Origin of the sequence: Kosakonia radicincitans DSM 16656 (assembly GCF_000280495.2) — a bacterium.
In the GTDB taxonomy this organism is placed as follows: Bacteria; Pseudomonadota; Gammaproteobacteria; order Enterobacterales; family Enterobacteriaceae; genus Kosakonia; species Kosakonia radicincitans.
The window spans coordinates 1,666,737-1,684,595 of sequence record NZ_CP018016.1; the positions used below are offsets into that span (position 1 = coordinate 1,666,737).

The 17,859-nt window shown below is 53.2% G+C and carries 18 protein-coding genes; 12 read left to right on the forward strand and 6 right to left on the reverse strand.

Annotated features, from left to right (window positions below; translation table 11 throughout):
• Positions 1-35 precede the first annotated feature (35 nt).
• Positions 36-665: a GSH-dependent disulfide bond oxidoreductase gene (gene yfcG / locus Y71_RS08235; protein ID WP_007371066.1), complete on the reverse strand. Its 630-nt coding sequence runs from the start codon at positions 663-665 to the stop codon at positions 36-38.
• Between the two features lie 135 nt (positions 666-800).
• Here yfcG and yfcF point away from each other — a divergent pair, with 135 nt between their 5' ends.
• Genes yfcF through yfcD form a run of 3 tightly spaced genes read left to right on the forward strand, consistent with a single transcriptional unit; the run spans position 801 to position 2,652 of the window.
• Positions 801-1,445, forward strand: a complete 645-nt coding sequence (gene yfcF, locus Y71_RS08240) for a glutathione transferase (protein WP_007371067.1) — start codon at positions 801-803, stop codon at positions 1,443-1,445.
• A 55-nt stretch (positions 1,446-1,500) separates the two neighbouring features.
• Positions 1,501-2,052: a phosphodiesterase gene (gene yfcE, locus Y71_RS08245; RefSeq protein WP_007371068.1), complete on the forward strand. Its 552-nt coding sequence runs from the start codon at positions 1,501-1,503 to the stop codon at positions 2,050-2,052.
• 54 nt (positions 2,053-2,106) lie between these two features.
• Positions 2,107-2,652 carry an NUDIX hydrolase YfcD gene (gene yfcD / locus Y71_RS08250; RefSeq protein WP_007371069.1) on the forward strand — a complete coding sequence of 182 codons (546 nt, stop codon included), beginning with the start codon at positions 2,107-2,109 and terminating at the stop codon, positions 2,650-2,652.
• Here yfcD and Y71_RS08255 read toward each other — a convergent pair.
• Entirely contained in the window at positions 2,649-3,668 is a 1,020-nt protein-coding gene (locus tag Y71_RS08255) for a LacI family DNA-binding transcriptional regulator (RefSeq protein WP_007371070.1), read from the reverse strand. The genes yfcD and Y71_RS08255 overlap by 4 nt on opposite strands.
• A gap of 234 nt (positions 3,669-3,902) precedes the next feature.
• On the opposite strand from Y71_RS08255, the gene Y71_RS08260 reads away from it, so the two are divergent.
• From Y71_RS08260 to Y71_RS08280, 5 genes are all read left to right on the forward strand, one after another.
• On the forward strand, positions 3,903-4,346 hold the full coding sequence (locus Y71_RS08260) for a PTS sugar transporter subunit IIA (RefSeq protein ID WP_007371071.1): 444 nt from the start codon (positions 3,903-3,905) through the stop codon (positions 4,344-4,346).
• An 80-nt stretch (positions 4,347-4,426) separates the two neighbouring features.
• Positions 4,427-4,699 (forward strand): PTS sugar transporter subunit IIB, encoded by a 273-nt coding sequence (locus Y71_RS08265; RefSeq protein WP_007371072.1) that lies wholly within the window; start codon positions 4,427-4,429, stop codon positions 4,697-4,699.
• A gap of 52 nt (positions 4,700-4,751) precedes the next feature.
• Complete coding sequence (locus Y71_RS08270) at positions 4,752-6,143, forward strand: PTS ascorbate transporter subunit IIC (protein WP_007371073.1); 1,392 nt, start codon at positions 4,752-4,754, stop codon at positions 6,141-6,143.
• Positions 6,140-6,973, forward strand: coding sequence for a transketolase (locus Y71_RS08275; protein WP_007371074.1), 834 nt, complete (start codon positions 6,140-6,142; stop codon positions 6,971-6,973). Before Y71_RS08270 ends, Y71_RS08275 begins: the two co-directional genes overlap by 4 nt.
• The gene (locus tag Y71_RS08280; RefSeq protein ID WP_007371075.1) at positions 6,966-7,919 is read left to right on the forward strand and encodes a transketolase family protein; all 954 of its coding nucleotides are present in this window, start codon (positions 6,966-6,968) and stop codon (positions 7,917-7,919) included. The genes Y71_RS08275 and Y71_RS08280 overlap by 8 nt, the downstream gene beginning before the upstream one ends.
• A 67-nt stretch (positions 7,920-7,986) precedes the next feature.
• On the opposite strand, the gene pta is transcribed toward Y71_RS08280, so the two are convergent.
• Together pta and ackA are read right to left on the reverse strand one after the other, a co-directional pair.
• Complete coding sequence (gene pta / locus Y71_RS08285; protein WP_007371076.1) at positions 7,987-10,128, reverse strand: phosphate acetyltransferase; 2,142 nt, start codon at positions 10,126-10,128, stop codon at positions 7,987-7,989.
• Positions 10,129-10,206: 78 nt separating this feature from the next.
• On the reverse strand, positions 10,207-11,409 hold the full coding sequence (ackA, locus tag Y71_RS08290) for an acetate kinase (RefSeq protein ID WP_007371077.1): 1,203 nt from the start codon (positions 11,407-11,409) through the stop codon (positions 10,207-10,209).
• 337 nt (positions 11,410-11,746) lie between these two features.
• On the opposite strand from ackA, the gene yfbV reads away from it, so the two are divergent.
• The 4 genes from yfbV (at position 11,747) to Y71_RS08310 (ending at position 15,447) form a co-directional block, all read left to right on the forward strand.
• Positions 11,747-12,202, forward strand: coding sequence for a terminus macrodomain insulation protein YfbV (gene yfbV, locus Y71_RS08295; RefSeq protein ID WP_035889798.1), 456 nt, complete (start codon positions 11,747-11,749; stop codon positions 12,200-12,202).
• Between the two features lie 171 nt (positions 12,203-12,373).
• Positions 12,374-12,868, forward strand: a complete 495-nt coding sequence (locus tag Y71_RS08300; RefSeq protein ID WP_007371080.1) for a YfbU family protein — start codon at positions 12,374-12,376, stop codon at positions 12,866-12,868.
• 10 nt (positions 12,869-12,878) lie between these two features.
• The gene (locus Y71_RS08305; RefSeq protein WP_007371081.1) at positions 12,879-13,538 is read left to right on the forward strand and encodes a sugar phosphatase; all 660 of its coding nucleotides are present in this window, start codon (positions 12,879-12,881) and stop codon (positions 13,536-13,538) included.
• Between the two features lie 76 nt (positions 13,539-13,614).
• Positions 13,615-15,447 (forward strand): SLC13 family permease, encoded by a 1,833-nt coding sequence (locus Y71_RS08310; protein ID WP_007371082.1) that lies wholly within the window; start codon positions 13,615-13,617, stop codon positions 15,445-15,447.
• Between the two features lie 37 nt (positions 15,448-15,484).
• Here Y71_RS08310 and yfbR read toward each other — a convergent pair whose 3' ends face one another.
• Both yfbR and Y71_RS08320 read right to left on the reverse strand, forming a co-directional pair.
• On the reverse strand, positions 15,485-16,084 hold the full coding sequence (gene yfbR / locus Y71_RS08315) for a 5'-deoxynucleotidase (protein ID WP_007371083.1): 600 nt from the start codon (positions 16,082-16,084) through the stop codon (positions 15,485-15,487).
• A gap of 80 nt (positions 16,085-16,164) precedes the next feature.
• The gene (locus Y71_RS08320; protein WP_007371084.1) at positions 16,165-17,379 is read right to left on the reverse strand and encodes a pyridoxal phosphate-dependent aminotransferase; all 1,215 of its coding nucleotides are present in this window, start codon (positions 17,377-17,379) and stop codon (positions 16,165-16,167) included.
• Positions 17,380-17,859: the final 480 nt, after the last annotated feature.

Genomic DNA, 17,859 nt, shown 5'->3' on the forward strand with positions numbered 1-17,859 from the left:
GGATTTTTTAATTATCAGAACAGGTTATCCGGCTTTTATACCTGCTGTGCTTTTTGCAAAGCCCGCTCGGTGGCCGGACGGGTACGGATGCGCTCATACCAGTTAAACACCGCGGGATAATCCTCAAGATTCACGCGCTGGCGCTGGTGGGCGTGGATCCACGGCCAGGCAGCGATATCCGCGATGCTGTAAGGCTCACCTGCCAGCCACGGCACCCGTTCCAGACGCTTATTCAATACCTGATACAGACGCTGGGTTTCGACCTGATAGCGTTCAATAGCATACGGCACTGGCTGTGGCGCAAAGTGGTTAAAGTGATGATTTTGCCCGAGCATCGGCCCCAAACCGGCGACCTGCCAGAAAAGCCACTGCAACGTGACATGGCGTTCACGCAATTCGCCGCTGAGCAATTTTCCCGTTTTTTCCGCCAGATAGAGCAGAATCGCACCCGATTCAAAGAGACTCAGCGGCGCGCCGCCATCGGCGGGCAGGTGATCGACAATGGCCGGGATTTTATTGTTCGGAGAGATAATCAGAAAATCCGGACGAAACTGGTCGCCTTTGCTGATATCGACGCGGATCAGGCGGTATTCCAGCCCGCTCTCTTCCAGAAATAGCGTTACTTTATGACCGTTTGGTGTGGGCGCGAAATAGAGGTCTATCATCAATACTCCAGATATAAGAATAATCGTTACTCTCAGAGTATAGGTGTTCCCTCTGGCTGCTGAGTTTTCATTAAGTGACAGCCTGGTCAGGACGTTATATTTTGAAGGAAAAACTCACCGTTAAACGAGGATGTTATGAACGAACCGGCTATCACGTTATGGTCCGATGCTAATTATTTCTCCCCGTATGTCCTGTCGGCCTATGTCGCGCTGCATGAAAAAGGTTTGCCTTTCTCGCTTAAAACCGTCGATCTGTCCAGCGGCGCTCAGCATATGCCTGGCTGGCCGGGTTACCATCTGACGTATCGCGTGCCTGTTCTGGCGATTGAGGGTTTCGAACTCAGCGAATCGACGGCGATAGCGGAATATCTCGAAGAGCGTTTCGCGCCGCCGGAATGGGAGCGTATCTACCCACACGATTTGCAAAAACGCGCCCGCGCCCGGCAAATCCAGGCCTGGCTGCGCAGCGATTTAATGCCCATCCGCGAAGAGCGCCCGACAGAGGTCGTTTTTGCTGGCGAGAAAAAAGCGCCGCTCAGCGCTGCCGGGCAGGAGAGTGCGGAAAAACTGTTTGCTATCGCCGGTGATTTGCTGGCGCACGGTAAGCCGAATCTGTTTGGCGAGTGGTGTATTGCGGATATCGATCTGGCATTGATGCTCAACCGATTGGTGATGAATGGCGATACGGTGCCGGAGCGGCTGGCGGAGTATGCTGCGTTCCAGTGGCAGCGCTCGTCCGTTCAGCGCTATGTTGCACTTTCCGCTAAGCGTGCAGGCTGATAAGCCCGCTGACTTCCGTTATCATGGGCTGTTTTCTTCCACATGAGGTGTAATGATGAAACTGATGTTTGCATCGGACATTCATGGGTCGTTGCCCGCGACGGAGCGCGTACTGGAACTGTTTGCCCAAAGCGATGCGCGCTGGCTGGTGATCCTCGGCGATGTGCTGAATCACGGGCCGCGCAACGCGCTGCCGCAGGGTTATGCACCGGCGCAGGTGGCGGAGCGGCTGAACGAGCAGGCCAACCGCATCATTGCCGTGCGCGGCAACTGTGACAGCGAAGTGGATCAAATGTTGCTGCATTTCCCGATTACCGCGCCCTGGCAGCAAGTGCTGTTGGCAAAACGCCGTCTGTTTCTGACGCATGGACATCTGTTTGGCCCGGATGATGTACCGCCGCTGGCGGCAGGCGATGTGCTGGTTTATGGCCATACGCACATTCCGGTAGCGGAGCAGCGGGGCGACATTTTCCACTTCAACCCCGGCTCGGTGAGTATTCCCAAAGGTGGGTTTGCCGCCAGTTACGGCATGCTGGAAGAGGATGTGTTGCGCGTTATCGCACTTAATGATCAGCGGGTTATTGCGCAGGTCGCGATTAATCCGTAATTTACCTTTCAACCGAAACGCGCCAAAAGAGCGCCACAAAGAGAAGATTTCCCGATGGTGGAACAGAGTCATTTTGCAGGCATGGAGTGGGTGGACATTGTCAACGAAGACAATGAGGTGATCGCGCAATCAAGCCGGCAACAGATGCGGGCGCAGTGTTTGCGTCATCGCGCAACCTACATTGTGGTGCATGATGGGATGGGCAAAATTCTGGTGCAGCGCCGTACCGAAATCAAAGATTTTATGCCCGGTATGCTGGATGCCACCGCCGGTGGCGTGGTGCAGGCGGGTGAAATTTTGCTGGATTCCGCACGCCGTGAAGCCGAAGAAGAACTGGGGATTGCCGGTGTTCCCTTCGCCGAACATGGCCAGTTCTACTTTGAAGATGAACATTGCCGCGTCTGGGGCGGTTTGTTCAGCTGCGTTTCCCACGGGCCTTTCGCTTTGCAGGAAGAAGAGGTGAGCGAGGTCTTCTGGATGACGCCGGAAGAGATTACCGCCCGCTGTGATGAATTCACCCCTGATTCCCTGAAAGCGCTTGCGTTGTGGATGAGCCGCAATGCCAGCAATGATGCGGAAAAAGCCCCGGAAGCCGACTAGCAGCTATCCCGCAGGCAAAACGTCGGTGCTATCGGCGTTTTGTTCTCCCAGGTTTCATCATTCAGGCGCGCCAGCAGCGCGCGTCCTGCTTCAATACCAATCTTGCGGTGCGGCACGGAAATGGTGGTCAACGGCGGCTGGCATACCCGGCTGACGTCGCTGTCGCCAAAGCCGACTATCGCTAAATCATCCGGTACCTTAATACGTCGCCTCTGGCATTCATACAGCGCGCCACAGGCCAGTTCATCCGAGACACACACCAGCGCATCCAGTTCCGGCCACGCCAGCAAAAACTCCGGCAATTGTGCCGCACCCGTGGAGAAAACCGGCGGAGCGGCGGCGTTAATCACCCGGTTCGGCGACATATGGTGACGCAGCATTGCTTTGTACCAGCCCTGTAAATGCTGCTGGAAAATCCACTGCTCCTGGTTGGCGCACAGCAGGCCGATATTCTGGTAGCCGCGCTGCACCAGCATTTGTGTCAGCTCGAACATCGCAGCAACGTTATCGATCCCGATATTCATATCAATCGGATCGGCACGCACCGCGCCAATTTCCATCACCGGAATGGAGGCGTTTTTCAGCCAGTGGCGTACCATATCGCTATGTTCGACGCTGAGCAGAATGGCGGCGGCCAGATTGGACGCAAGCAGCGTTTCCAGTAATTTTTCTTCCTGCTCCAACCGGTGCTGCGACTCGGCGAGCATGATCTGGTAACCGGCAGGCTGCAACACCTGCTGCAAACCGGCGAACATCTCCGAGCAGCCGGATTCGGCAAGGCTTGGCACCACCATCGCGATAGTCCAGGATGATGCCGAAGCCAGCGCGCTGGCCGCCAGATTGGGCATATACCCCAACTCCTGCACGGCAGCCTCTATCTTCTCACGCAATTTATCTGAAACCTGTTCCGGGGTACGTAACGCCCGCGAGACGGTCATGGTGCCAACGCCAGCGAGCTGCGCGACATCGGCAAGGGTGACTTTTCCTGTGCTCCGACGTTTTCGGGTAATTGCCATTCCGTTTCCTGACAGCCCTGATATCTCAGGTACTGAGTTATGAGTCATCTCAAGGCAGTATACGCCGGAAAGCCCTGCTTTTTCTGCGAATTCCCCTGCGTTTTCATATCTGATAGCGCTATCACATTTTTCGATCATTCCTGTTGGTAGCGCTATCTTTGCGACTATCATCACGGATAAGCGCCGCTGACTTGCATAAAGTTTGCCCATCTTATCCCTGATAAGGAGTGTGAAGTGTTAGACCAATGGCTTAACGACAAGACGATTCAGGTGCTTGATGGCGTAGAGAATTGGCCGCAGGCGCTGGAAATTTGTGCCAGACCGCTGCTCGCATCCGGCACGATTGCGCCGGATTATGTGACAGCCATTGTCGCCCAGCACCAGAAACTGGGGCCGTACTATGTGCTGGCGCCGGGGCTGGCAATGCCACATGCCAGGCCGGAAGAGGGGGCAAAAGGGTTAGGATTATCGTTGTTAAAATTGTCTCGCGGAGTTGATTTTGGCGCAGAGGATGCGGATCCGGTTGATACCATTATTATGTTGGCCGCGCCGGATAAACACAGCCATATTGAAATGATTGCCGCGCTGGCGGAACTATTTTCCAGCGATGAAGATATGGCGCAATTACATCGTGCAAACAGCCTGGAGGAAATTAAAAACATTATTCAGCGTTTCTGATTTTTTATTTTGTCACCAGTGATTACACATTGCCTGCTATGGGCGATGAGGTCGTACTCTACTCAAAAAAGGTAAATACAATGAAAATAATGGCAATTTGCGGATCCGGCCTGGGCAGTAGTTTTATGGTCGAAATGAATATTAAGAAAGTCCTCAAAAAATTGAATATCGAAGCTGAGGTCGAGCATTCCGACCTCTCTTCCGCCACGCCAGGTGCCGCCGATGTGTTTGTCATGGCAAAAGATATTGCCGCCAGCGCCAGCGTGCCGGAAAACCAGTTAGTTGTTCTCAGCAACATCATTGATATCAATGAACTGGAAGCGAAAATCAGCGCTTTCTTCGCCAACCGTTAACATCAACCGGATGCGCTGCACAATGGTGCGGCATGCATAAAGCGAGGTGGATATGTTTATCCTTGAAACGCTAAACTTTGTTGTTGATATATTGAAAGTCCCTTCTGTACTGGTGGGTTTAATTGCGCTGATTGGCCTGGTGGCGCAGAAAAAATCCTTTTCCGATGTCGTGAAAGGGACAGTCAAAACGATTCTCGGTTTTATCGTATTGGGCGGCGGTGCGACAGTATTGGTCGGCTCGTTAAATCCGCTGGGTGGCATGTTTGAACATGCTTTTAATATTCAGGGGATCATTCCAAATAACGAGGCGATTGTTTCAATTGCGCTGGAGAAATATGGTGCATCAACGGCGCTGATCATGGCATTCGGCATGGTGGCGAATATTATTGTCGCGCGCTTTACGCGTCTGAAATACATTTTTCTGACCGGTCATCACACCTTTTATATGGCCTGCATGATTGGGGTGATCCTCACTGTCGCTGGTTTTGAAGGCGTTGGGCTGGTGTTTACCGGTTCGCTGATCCTCGGCCTGGTGATGGCGTTCTTCCCGGCGATTGCGCAGCGTTATATGAAACGGATCACCGGCAACGATGACATCGCGTTCGGCCATTTCGGTACGCTTGGCTACGTGTTGTCAGGCTGGATCGGCAGTAAATGCGGTAAGGGTTCACGCTCAACGGAAGAGATGAACTTGCCGAAAAACCTGAGCTTCCTGCGTGACAGCTCGATCTCCATTTCGCTGACGATGATCATTATTTACATGATCTTAGCTGTTTGCGCCGGGCGTGAGTACGTTGAGAGCCAACTCAGCGCCGGGCAGAACTTCCTCGTCTACGCGATTATTCAGGCCATCACTTTTGCTGCCGGCGTATTCATTATCCTGCAAGGCGTACGCCTGATTCTGGCGGAAATTGTTCCTGCCTTTACCGGCTTTTCCGAAAAACTGGTGCCTAATGCCAGACCGGCGCTGGATTGCCCGGTGGTTTATCCCTATGCGCCAAATGCGGTGCTGGTCGGCTTCCTGTTCAGTTTCCTCGGCGGGCTGGTGGGGCTATTCCTGCTCGGGCAGATGAAACTGGTGCTGATCCTGCCAGGCGTGGTGCCACACTTCTTTACCGGTGCGACGGCGGGTGTTTTTGGTAACGCTACCGGCGGACGACGCGGTGCGATGATCGGCGCGTTCGCCAACGGATTACTCATCACTTTCCTGCCCGTCTTGCTGTTGCCAGTGCTCGGCGCACTGGGCTTTGCCAATACCACCTTCTCGGACGCGGACTTTGGCTTTATCGGCATTGTGCTGGGCAATCTGGCGCGTTACCTGTCGCCGCTGGCAATTACCGGGCTGGTGGTGGCGCTGTTCGTCGCATTGGTCATCTGGAATCTGATGTCGAAGGGCAAACCTGCTGCCAATGACACAGAAGAAAAGAGTGGAGCGAAGTCATGAGCACGATTGCAGAAGTGAAACAGTTTGCGCGGGATATTCGCATAGCAACCCTGAAAGCATTGACGCACCTGGGCTTTGGACACTATGGCGGCAGCATGTCGGTGGTGGAAACGCTTGCCGTACTGTATGGCGACGTTATGCGAATTGATCCTGCCGATCCGGACTGGCCGGAGCGCGACTACTTTGTGCTCTCGAAAGGCCACGCAGGCCCGGCGCTCTACAGCACGCTGGCGCTGAAAGGTTATTTCCCGCAGGAGATGCTGCAAACGCTCAATGAGAACGGCACCCGTCTGCCGAGTCATCCGGATCGATTAAAAACCCGCGGCGTGGATGCGACCACCGGATCGCTTGGGCAGGGCATTTCTATTGCCGGAGGGATGGCGCTGGGACATAAACTGGCGGGCAGGCCTAACCGTGTGTTTTGCATCGTTGGTGATGGCGAGTTGAATGAAGGGCAGTGCTGGGAAGCGTTCCAGTTTATTGCTCACCACAAGCTCAACAACCTGACGGTGTTTGTGGACTGGAATAAGCAGCAACTGGACGGCGAGCTGGATGAGATTATTTGCGCTTTCGATCTGGAGGGGAAATTCCGCGCCTTCGGTTTCGATGTCTGTACGGTGAAGGGCGATGACATCGCTGCACTTCTGGAAGTGGTGAAGCCGGTTCCGGCTGCCGATGCCCGGCCACGGCTGGTGATCCTCGACAGTATTAAAGGGCAGGGGGTGCCGTATCTCGAAAAGCTGAGCAACTCGCACCATTTACGCCTGACCGAAGAGATGAAACAGGCGCTTAACGAAACCATCGAACAACTGGAGGCGGCGCATGATTAAGGTGGCTGAAGTCGGCGGCAAAGACAGCATCGAGATGCGCAAAGTTTATGCCGGTTTTATCAGCGATCAGATTGCGGCGGGCAGCGACATTATCGCGCTGGAAGCCGATCTGATGAGTTCGATGGCAATGGATGGGGTGCAGAAAAAGTATCCGCAGCAGGTGATCAACTGCGGCATCATGGAGGCTAACGTCATTGGTACAGCAGCGGGGCTGTCGTTGACCGGGCGCAAACCCTTTGTGCATACCTTTACGGCGTTTGCCAGCCGCCGCTGTTTCGACCAGTTGTTTATGTCACTCGATTATCAGCGCAACAATGTCAAAGTCATCGCCTCCGATGCCGGTGTGACCGCCTGCCACAACGGCGGGACACACATGTCATTTGAGGATATGGGGATTGTGCGCGGTCTGGCTCATTCGGTGGTGCTGGAGGTGACGGATGCGGTGATGTTCGCCGATATCCTGAACCAACTTGCTCACCTGGAAGGGTTCTACTGGGTGCGCACCATTCGTAAACAGGCGCCAACCATTTATCAACCGGGTTCACATTTCACCATCGGCAAAGGCAATGTTCTGCGTGACGGTACGGATATTACGCTGATTGCCAACGGCATTATGGTGGCTGAAGCGCTGGCTGCGGCGCAGCAACTGGCGCAGGAAGGCGTGAGTGCGGCAGTGATCGATATGTTTACCTTAAAACCTATCGACCGCATGCTGGTGAAGAACTACGCCGAGAAGACCGGGCGGATTGTCACCTGCGAGAATCACAGCATTCATAACGGGCTGGGTTCGGCCGTGGCGGAAGTGTTAGTGGAAAGCTGTCCGGTGCCGATGCGGCGCGTGGGCGTGAAGGAGCGCTATGGTCAGGTGGGAACGCAGGATTTTCTGCAAAAAGAGTATGGGCTGACGGCGCAGGATATTGTGTCCGCCGCGCGGGAACTGCTGTAAATAAAAAAGGCGACCGGATGGTCGCCTTTTGATTTTTGCCGAATGGCGCTAACGCCATCCGACACAATTACTGCTGCTGAGACGCCTGAATGGCGGTCAGTGCGATGGTGTAAACGATATCGTCAACCAGCGCGCCACGGGACAGGTCGTTAACCGGTTTGCGCATACCCTGCAGCATCGGCCCGATGGAGATCAGGTCGGCAGAACGCTGTACCGCTTTGTAGGTGGTGTTACCGGTGTTCAGATCCGGGAAGATGAACACGGTAGCGCGACCGGCAACCGGAGAGTTCGGCGCTTTGGATTTCGCAACGTCAGCCATTACTGCGGCGTCGTACTGCAACGGACCATCGATAACCAGGTCAGGACGTTTTTCCTGCGCCAGACGGGTTGCTTCACGCACTTTCTCTACATCGCTGCCTGCACCGGAGTTACCGGTGGAGTAGGAGAGCATTGCCACACGCGGCTCAATACCGAAAGCGATAGCAGAATCAGCAGACTGAATCGCGATTTCAGCCAGTTGTTCAGCGGTCGGATCCGGGTTGATCGCGCAGTCGCCATAAACGTAAACCTGTTCCGGCAGCAGCATGAAGAACACGGAAGAAACCAGAGAGCTGCCCGGCGCGGTTTTGATCAACTGCAGCGGCGGACGAATGGTGTTTGCGGTGGTGTGAACAGCACCGGAAACCAGACCATCAACTTCATCCTGTTCCAGCATCAGTGTGCCGAGAACTACGTTATCTTCCAGCTGTTCGCGGGCAACGGCTTCGGTCATACCCTTGCTCTTACGCAGCTCAACCAGACGAGCAACGTAGCTTTCGCGAACCACTTCAGGGTCAACGATTTCGATACCAGTACCCAGTTCAACGCCCTGAGCCGCCGCAACGCGGTTGATCTCGTCCGGGTTACCCAGCAGGATACAAGTCGCGATGCCGCGTTCAGCACAAATCGCTGCGGCTTTAACTGTACGCGGCTCGTCACCTTCCGGCAGAACAACACGTTTGCCTGCTTTGCGCGCCAGCTCGGTAAGCTGGTAACGGAAGGCTGGCGGAGAAAGACGACGGCTGCGCTCGGAAGTCGCGGTCAGGGAATCAATCCACTGTGCGTTGATGTAGCTGGCAACGTATTCCTGAACATTTTCAACACGTTCGCTATCGTCAGCCGGAACTTCCAGGTTGAAGCTTTGCAGGCTCAGGGAGGTCTGCCAGGTGTTGGTGTTCACCATAAATACCGGCAGGCCAGTAGCAAATGCACGTTCACACAGTTTGCGAACGCTGGCTTCCATTTCGTAGCCGCCAGTCAGCAGCAGGGCACCGATTTCTACGCCGTTCATTGCGGCCAGGCAGGCAGCAACCAGCACGTCCGGACGATCTGCGGAAGTCACCAGCAGAGAACCCGGGCGGAAGTGTTCCAGCATGTGCGGAATGCTGCGCGCACAGAAAGTCACGGATTTCACGCGGCGGGTTTTGATATCGCCTTCGTTGACGATAGTTGCATTCAGGTGACGCGCCATATCGATTGCACGCGTGGCAATCAGATCAAAACTCCATGGAATCGCGCCGAGTACCGGCAGCGGGCTGGTTTCCTGCAGTTTTGTCGCATCAACATGCACGACTTTCGCTTTGGAAGAGTCATCAAAAATTTCTGACAGATCCGGGCGAGTACGGCCCTGATCGTCAACCGGTGCGTTTAGTTTGTTAACGATAACGCCGGTGATATTGGTATTTTTTGCGCCGCCGAAGCTGTTGCGGGTCAGTTCGATACGCTCTTTCAGCTGTTCCTGAGTATCAGTGCCCTGAGACATAACAAACACGATTTCTGCGTTCAGCGTTTTCGCGATTTCAAAGTTCAGCGAATCGGCAAACTGGTGTTTGCGGGTCGGCACCAGACCTTCTACCAGCACGACTTCAGCATCTTTGCTGCTTTCGTGGTAGCGCGCGATGATCTCTTCCATCAGCACGTCTTTCTGGTTGCTGGAGAGCAGCGACTCAACATGGCTCATTTTCAGCGGTTCAGCCGCTGGCAGGCCAGAAGTCGCACGCACGATGGTGGTGGTCTGGTCCGGAGCATCGCCGCCGGCGCGCGGCTGGGCGATCGGTTTAAAGACGCTCAGACGAACGCCTTTGCGTTCCATAGCACGGATAACGCCAAGGCTGACACTGGTCAGGCCGACGCTGGTTCCGGTAGGGATCAGCATAATAATACGGGACACGGTTAATCCTCTTTCGTTACCGTCATTGCAGACGGGTTACAAAACAGCACCGCCAGCGTTGGCTGGCGGTGTGGGTAATCAGGCAGTCAGGCGGCTCGCGTCTTGCGCGATAACCAGTTCTTCGTTGGTCGGGATAACAACGGCAGGACGGGTGCCTTCTTTGTTGATAAAGCCAGACTTGCCGAAACGGGCAGCCAGGTTACGTTCGTGGTCAACTTCAAAGCCCAGTACGCCCAGACGGCCCAGGGAGAGTTCACGTACCATTGCGGCGTTTTCACCGATACCACCAGTGAAGACAACGGCGTCCAGACGGCCATCCATCAGCGCAGTGTAAGAACCGATGTATTTTGCCAGGCGGTGGCAGTAAACATCCATCGCACGTTTGGCGTCTTCTTTCTCTTTGTAGTTATCTTCTACATAACGGCAGTCGCTGGTGACTTCAGTCAGACCCAGCAGGCCGGACTCTTTGGTCAGCATTTTGTTGATCGCTTCAACACTCATGCCCAGGGTGTCATGCAGATGGAACACGATAGCCGGATCGATATCACCGGAACGGGTGCCCATTACCAGACCTTCCAGCGGGGTCAGACCCATGGAGGTATCAACACATTTACCGTTGCGAATGGCGGAAACAGAACCACCGTTGCCGAGGTGGCAAGTGATGATGTTCAGCTCTTCAACCGGTTTGTTCAGTACTTTGGCAGCTTCCTGAGTAACATAGAAGTGGCTGGTACCGTGCGCGCCGTAACGACGTACGCCGTGCTCTTTATACAGTTTGTACGGCAGAGCGTACAGGTAGGACTCTTCCGGCATCGTGGTGTGGAACGCGGTGTCGAAGACAGCAACGTTTTTGTCCTTCAGTTTCGGGAAGGATTTCAGCGCTTCAGCGATACCGATCAGGTGAGCCGGGTTATGCAGCGGTGCGAAAGAAGCTGCATCTTTGATGCCCTGAATAACAGATTCATCGATCACAACAGAGCTGGTGTATTTTTCGCCACCGTGCACGATACGGTGACCGATAGCAGTCAACTGTGCAGACAGTTCTGGTTTTTGTGCCAGAATAGTGTTAACGATAAAGTTCAGCGCTTCACTGTGAGCGGCACCTGCACCTAAAGCCGCTTCTTGTTTACCGCCATCGATTTTCCACTTGATGCGTGCTTCAGGGAGATGGAAACATTCGGCTAAACCAGAAAGGTATTCGTCACCGTTAGATGCATCGATGATGGCAAATTTCAGCGAGGAACTACCGCAGTTCAGAACCAGTACTAACTTACTCGACATGGAAGTACCTATTTATGATACGTGGCTAAAAAAGGTCAGTGAGTCGCACAGCGTAGCGCAGGTTGACGCTGACATTTATGATTAACATCATGCTGAATATATTTTTTGGCATGATGGAAGAATACATAAGATTTTAAGCTATTTTGCGCAAATTTCAGACAGTGGCATAATGAGCTTTAAATTTGACGATTTAACAATAGTCGTCTATAGGCCCTGGTCAGGCTGCCACAGGATACCTGATACCAGGTGGGATTGACAAAAAATTTTAACGTTGTCATCCGTAGTTGTTGTTTTGCACAAATTTTTTAATTTTTATATGTGAAGTTGAGGTAAGACCATGTCCACTTCTGAGAATCGACCCGTTAGTTTCTTCAGTTTGTTTCGTCGAGGTCAGCGCTATGCGAAGACCTGGCCCATGGAAAAACGCCTCGCTCCGGTGTTTGTTGAGAATCGCGTGATCCGCGCAACGCGTCACGCTATCCGCTTTATGCCGCCGCTGGCGGTCTTCACTCTGTGCTGGCAAATCGCGCTTGGCGGTCAGCTTGGCCCGGCAGTGGCAACCGCGCTGTTTGCCCTGAGCCTGCCAATGCAGGGGCTATGGTGGCTGGGTAAACGTTCCGTCACGCCGCTACCGCCTTCCATTCTGCACTGGTTTTACGAAGTGCGGGGCAAGCTCCAGGAAGCAGGACAGGCGCTGGCGCCGTTCGAAGGCAAACCTGATTACCAGGCGCTGGCAGATACTCTTAAACGTGCTTTCAAGCAGCTGGATAAAACATTTCTTGATGATCTGTGACGCCATCAGGAATCGCAGTCTATATAAAAGAAGACATCTTTGCGGTGGCTTCTTTTTTTATTTTCATTTTGATCTACGCAACACCCCCGGCAAATCAAGAAAGCCATCGTTTTCAGCATGTAAACTCGAAACATCTTATTTAAAGCGCCGATGAGCCACAGGAGTCGAAAGATGGAAATGACTAACGCCCAACGTCTGATCTTATCCAATCAGTATAAAATGATGACCATGATGGATCCGGCGAATGCAGAACGCTACCGCCGTTTACAGACCATTATTGAGCGTGGCTATGGTCTGCAAATGCGCGAGCTGGATCGCGAGTTCGGCGAGCTGAAAGAAGAAACCTGCCGCATTGTTATCGATATCATGGAGATGTATCACGCGCTCCATGTCTCCTGGACCAACCTGAAAGACGCCAACAACATCGATGAACGGCGCGTGACTTTCCTTGGCTTCGACGCGGCAACGGAAGCGCGTTACCTAGGCTATGTGCGTTTTATGGTGAATATTGAAGGCCGCTACACCCATTTCGATGCCGGTACGCACGGCTTTAATGCGCAAACGCCTATGTGGGAAAAATATCAGCGCATGCTGAGCGTATGGCACTCCTGCCCGCGCCAGTATCATCTGAGCAGCAACGAAATTAATCAGATTATCAACGCCTGAGGAGGTGAGTGTGCAGTGCAAAGGATTTCTGTTTGATCTGGATGGCACGTTGGTTAATTCTCTGCCCGTTGTTGAACGGGCATGGTGTAGCTGGGCTGACAGGTTTGGCATCGCGCATGATGAAGTGCTGAATTTCATCCATGGCAAACAGGCGATTACCTCGCTGCGTCACTTTATGCCGGGAAAATCGGAAGAGGATATTGCCGCCGAGTTTACCTGGCTGGAAGCCATCGAAGCGGCGGATACCGACGGGATCGCTCCGTTGCCCGGTGCTATCGCATTACTGCAGCACCTCGATTCGGCAGGGATTCCGTGGGCGATTGTTACTTCCGGTTCCGTGCCGGTTGCTCACGCCCGTCACCGCGCAGCCGGTCTGCCTGCGCCGGAAGTGTTTATCACCGCCGAGCAGGTTAAACATGGTAAACCTGCTCCGGATGCTTATCTGCTTGGCGCAGAGCGGCTGGGGCTGGTGCCACAGGATTGTGTGGTGGTTGAAGATGCCGCCGCGGGCGTTTTATCCGGGCTGGCGGCAGGATGCCACGTCATTGCGGTAAATGTTCCGGCCGATTCTCCCCGGCTTGATGAAGCCGATTTCGTACTTACCAGCCTCGAAGCGCTGAATGTTGCGAAGCAGTCAGACGGAACGGCGATTGTCACGCTGAATGCCTGAACCCATGATTTAACCCCACATTTGTGGGGTTTTTTTATGGCACTATTTCCCCTCCATCAACTGACAAGGATATGTTGTGAACGGTGAACTGATTTGGGTGCTGTGTCTGCTGGCTATTACCGTTGTGCTTTTCGCAACGGGGAAAGTACGCATGGATGCGGTGGCGCTGTTTGTGATTGTCGCCTTTGTCTTAAGTGGCATACTCACTCTGCCCGAGGCCTTTTCAGGTTTTAGCGATCCCAATGTGATCCTGATTGCCGCACTGTTTATTATCGGCGATGGCCTGGTGCGCACCGGCGTGGCAACGAATATGGGCGCCTGGCTGGTTGAGATGGCTGGCAGCAGCGAAGTGAAAATGTTGGTGCTGCTCATGTTTACCGTTGCCGGTCTGGGCGCGTTTATGAGTTCGACTGGTGTGGTGGCGATTTTTATACCGGTGGTCATGAGCGTTTCGCTACGCATGCAGATTTCGCCTTCACGACTGATGATGCCGCTCAGTTTCGCCGGGCTTATCAGCGGCATGATGACGCTGGTGGCAACGCCGCCTAACCTGGTGGTGAACAGCGAACTGTTGCGAGAAGGCATGAAAGGATTTGGCTTTTTTAGCGTGACGCCGCTGGGCCTGGTGATTCTGCTGCTGGGGATCATCTATATGCTGCTGATGCGTTTTATGTTGAAAGGGGATGATGAGCAAGCGCAGCGTGACGGCTGGAAGCGTCGCTCGTTTCGTGAGTTGATTAAAGAGTACCGCCTTACCGGGCGCGCGCGCCGCCTTGCTATTCGTCCCGGTTCCCCTTTGATCGGCCAGCGCCTTGATGATTTGCGGCTTCGCGAACGTTATGGCGCGAATGTTATCGGCGTCGAACGCTGGAGGCGTTTTCGGCGGGTAATTGTCAACGTTAATGGTGTCTCCGAGTTTCGTGCCCGCGACGTTCTGCTGATTGACATGTCTGCTGCTGAAGTGAATTTGCGTGAATTCTGTGCCGAACAGTTGCTGGAACCCATGGTGCTACGTGGTGAATATTTTTCCGATCAAGCGCTGGATGTGGGGATGGCGGAAGTGTCGTTAATTCCGGATTCTGAACTGATAGGTAAGACGGTCCGCGAAATCGGTTTTCGTACCCGTTACGGCTTAAACGTGGTCGGCCTGAAGCGCAACGGCGAGGCGGTTGACGGTGTGATTACGGATATCACGCTGGAACTGGGCGATATTTTCCTGGTCGTCGGTAACTGGAAACTGATCCGTCAGTTGGGCTCTCACGGCCGCGATTTTGTGGTGCTCAATTTACCGGTTGAAGAGAGCGCTGCTTCGCCTGCCCATAGCCAGGCGCCGCATGCAATTTTTTGCCTGGTGCTGATGGTTGCCCTGATGCTCACCGATGAAATCCCCAACCCGATCGCTGCGATTATCGCCTGCATGTTAATGGGGAAATTCCGCTGTATTGATGCTGAAAGCGCCTATAAGGCCATTCATTGGCCGAGCATTATTCTGATCGTCGGGATGATGCCTTTTGCGCTGGCGCTGCAAAAAACCGGCGGCGTGGATCTGGTGGTTAAGGGGTTGATGGATATCGGCGGCGGTTACGGGCCGCACGTTATGCTGATCTGCCTGTTTATCATGTGCGCGGTCATCGGGCTGTTTATCTCGAACACCGCCACTGCGGTGCTGATGGCACCGATTGCGCTGGCGGCGGCAAAATCGATGGGCGTTTCGCCGTATCCGTTTGTCATGATGGTGGCAATGGCGGCATCAGCCGCATTTATGACGCCAGTTTCATCACCGGTCAATACGCTGGTGCTCGGGCCAGGCAATTACCAGTTTAGTGATTTTGTTAAGATCGGTGTGCCGTTTACGCTGCTGGTGATGGTGGTTTGTGCGGTGCTGATCCCGATACTGTTTCCGTTTTGACGCGTTTGCCGGGTGGCATTCACCCGGCAAAGAATACTTACAGCGGTGAGTCCTGGCTGATTTCATCCAGCGATAAATGGAAACTCGGCACAAAAACCTGCATGAAGTAATCCATTTCCGGGCTGCGCCGGGCATCAAGGGTTTTTTCGAGGCGAGATTTTGCCAGCCCGAATTCATTGTTGCCGGCGGAAAGCTCTTCCAGACATTTCAGATAGGCGCATAGTGCATCTGCCTGTTTCACGATCGCTTTTTCTTCCGCGCTATAGTGATGTTCATCAATCAGCGGCGCAAAAATATCCTGCAACTCTTCCGGTACCATTTCGACCAACTTTTGCTGGGCAATCTTTTCAATCGCCTTATATTCCTGCGCAATTTGTGAATTGAAATACTTTACCGGGGTGGGCAGATCGCCGGTCAGAACTTCCGATGCGTCGTGGTACATAGCCAGTAACGCAATACGTTCGGCATTCAGTTGACCATTGAATTTACGGTTTTTTATCGCCGCCAGCGCATGGGCGACCATCGCCACTTGCAGGCTGTGCTCGGACACATTTTCGGTGCGTACGTTGCGCATCAGCGGCCAACGATTGATCAGTTTAAGGCGGGAAAGGTGGGCGAAGAAATGACTCTGACTCATAGTTAACCTTGTCTGTGACTGCGACCTGAGTCATTGTGCGCAGAGTGTGGGGGAAGATGCAAATCCTCCCCCGATGAAGATCACTGATGATAACCAGAGAGGAAACGGCCAAAACGGCTGATCGCCATCTCCAGATCGTCTTCGCGCGGCAGCGTCACGATACGTACGTGATCCGGCCACGGCCAGTTGAATGCGGAACCCTGCACCAACAGCACTTTTTCCTGTAGCAGGAAGTCGAGCACCATCTTTTGATCGTCGTGAATATTAAAGCGTTTCGCGTCAATTTTCGGGAACATGTAGAGTGCGCCGCTGGGCTTCACGCAGGAAACCCCGGGGATTTCATTAATCAGTTCCCATGCACGGTTGCGCTGTTCATACAGACGACCGCCCGGCACAATAAATTCACTGATACTCTGGTAACCGCCGAGCGCAGTCTGAATTGCGTGCTGTGCCGGAACGTTGGCGCAAAGGCGCATCGAGGCCAGCATTTCCAGCCCTTCGATATAGCCTTTCGCGTGTTTTTTCGGCCCACTCAGCACCATCCAGCCCTGGCGGAAGCCTGCCACGCGGTAGGTTTTTGACAGACCATTAAAGGTAATAGTGAACAGATCCGGCGCCAGTGCGGCGATAGAGTGGTGCTCGGCCGCGTCGTAAAGAATTTTGTCGTAGATCTCATCGGCGAAGATGATCAGGTTGTGCTGACGCGCAATCTCAACCACCTCCATCAATAGTTCTTTTGAATAAACCGCACCGGTAGGGTTATTCGGGTTGATAATCACAATACCACGGGTGCGCGGTGTGATTTTGGCGCGAATATCGTCAAGATCCGGGAACCAGCCAGCAGATTCATCACACAGATAATGTACGGCTTTGCCACCGGAAAGCGACACGGCCGCTGTCCACAGCGGGTAATCCGGGGCGGGAACCAGCATTTCGTCACCGCTGTTAAGCAGCGCCTGCATCGACTGAACGATCAGTTCAGAAACACCGTTACCAATATAGATATCTTCAACGGTGACTTCGCGCATACCGCGCGCCTGATAGTGCTGCATGATCGCTTTACGGGCTGAATAAAGCCCTTTGGAATCGCAATAGCCTTGCGCGCCTGGCAGGTTACGAATCACATCAACCAGAATTTCATCCGGCGCTTCGAAGCCGAATGGAGCAGGGTTGCCGATGTTAAGTTTAAGAACTTTATTGCCTTCTTCTTCCAGACGCTTTGCTTCTTTCAGAACCGGGCCACGGATGTCGTAACAGACATTATCTAATTTGCTGGATTTTTCGATGGAGGACATGAACCTTTGACCTTTTAGCTATGGGAGCCACTGCCTGCCGTGGAAGTGAGCACGGAACAATGTACTCCCACGCCCGCCAGTTTTGAAGGGTTAGCAGAAGAAGATTTCGCGGTAACTTTCTCATTGATTAACGTTTTTTTAACTGTTTTCTTTTATTTTACCCTTGTTCTTAAACTGCCTTTACGCTAATTTTCAGTTTTAAATATCAAAAATACATAAGAAGTTGTAATTTATCGCTAATAAAAGGCCCTTACTTAGTGCGGGTTTAAAAAAGAAGTACGCAAACCGACAGAGAATTCTTCGCAAAATCTGGATGATGGCAAGATGGAGTCATGCATTTTGTCAGAGGGGAATGTTTGCGCTGTAAACGCAATGTTAAGCATTATTAATAGTTAGAACGGTTGTCAATTAATAGCGAATTAATATTGAGAATGGGAACTATGTTCGTCTCTAATATTATAACCAGAGGTCGGACATCAT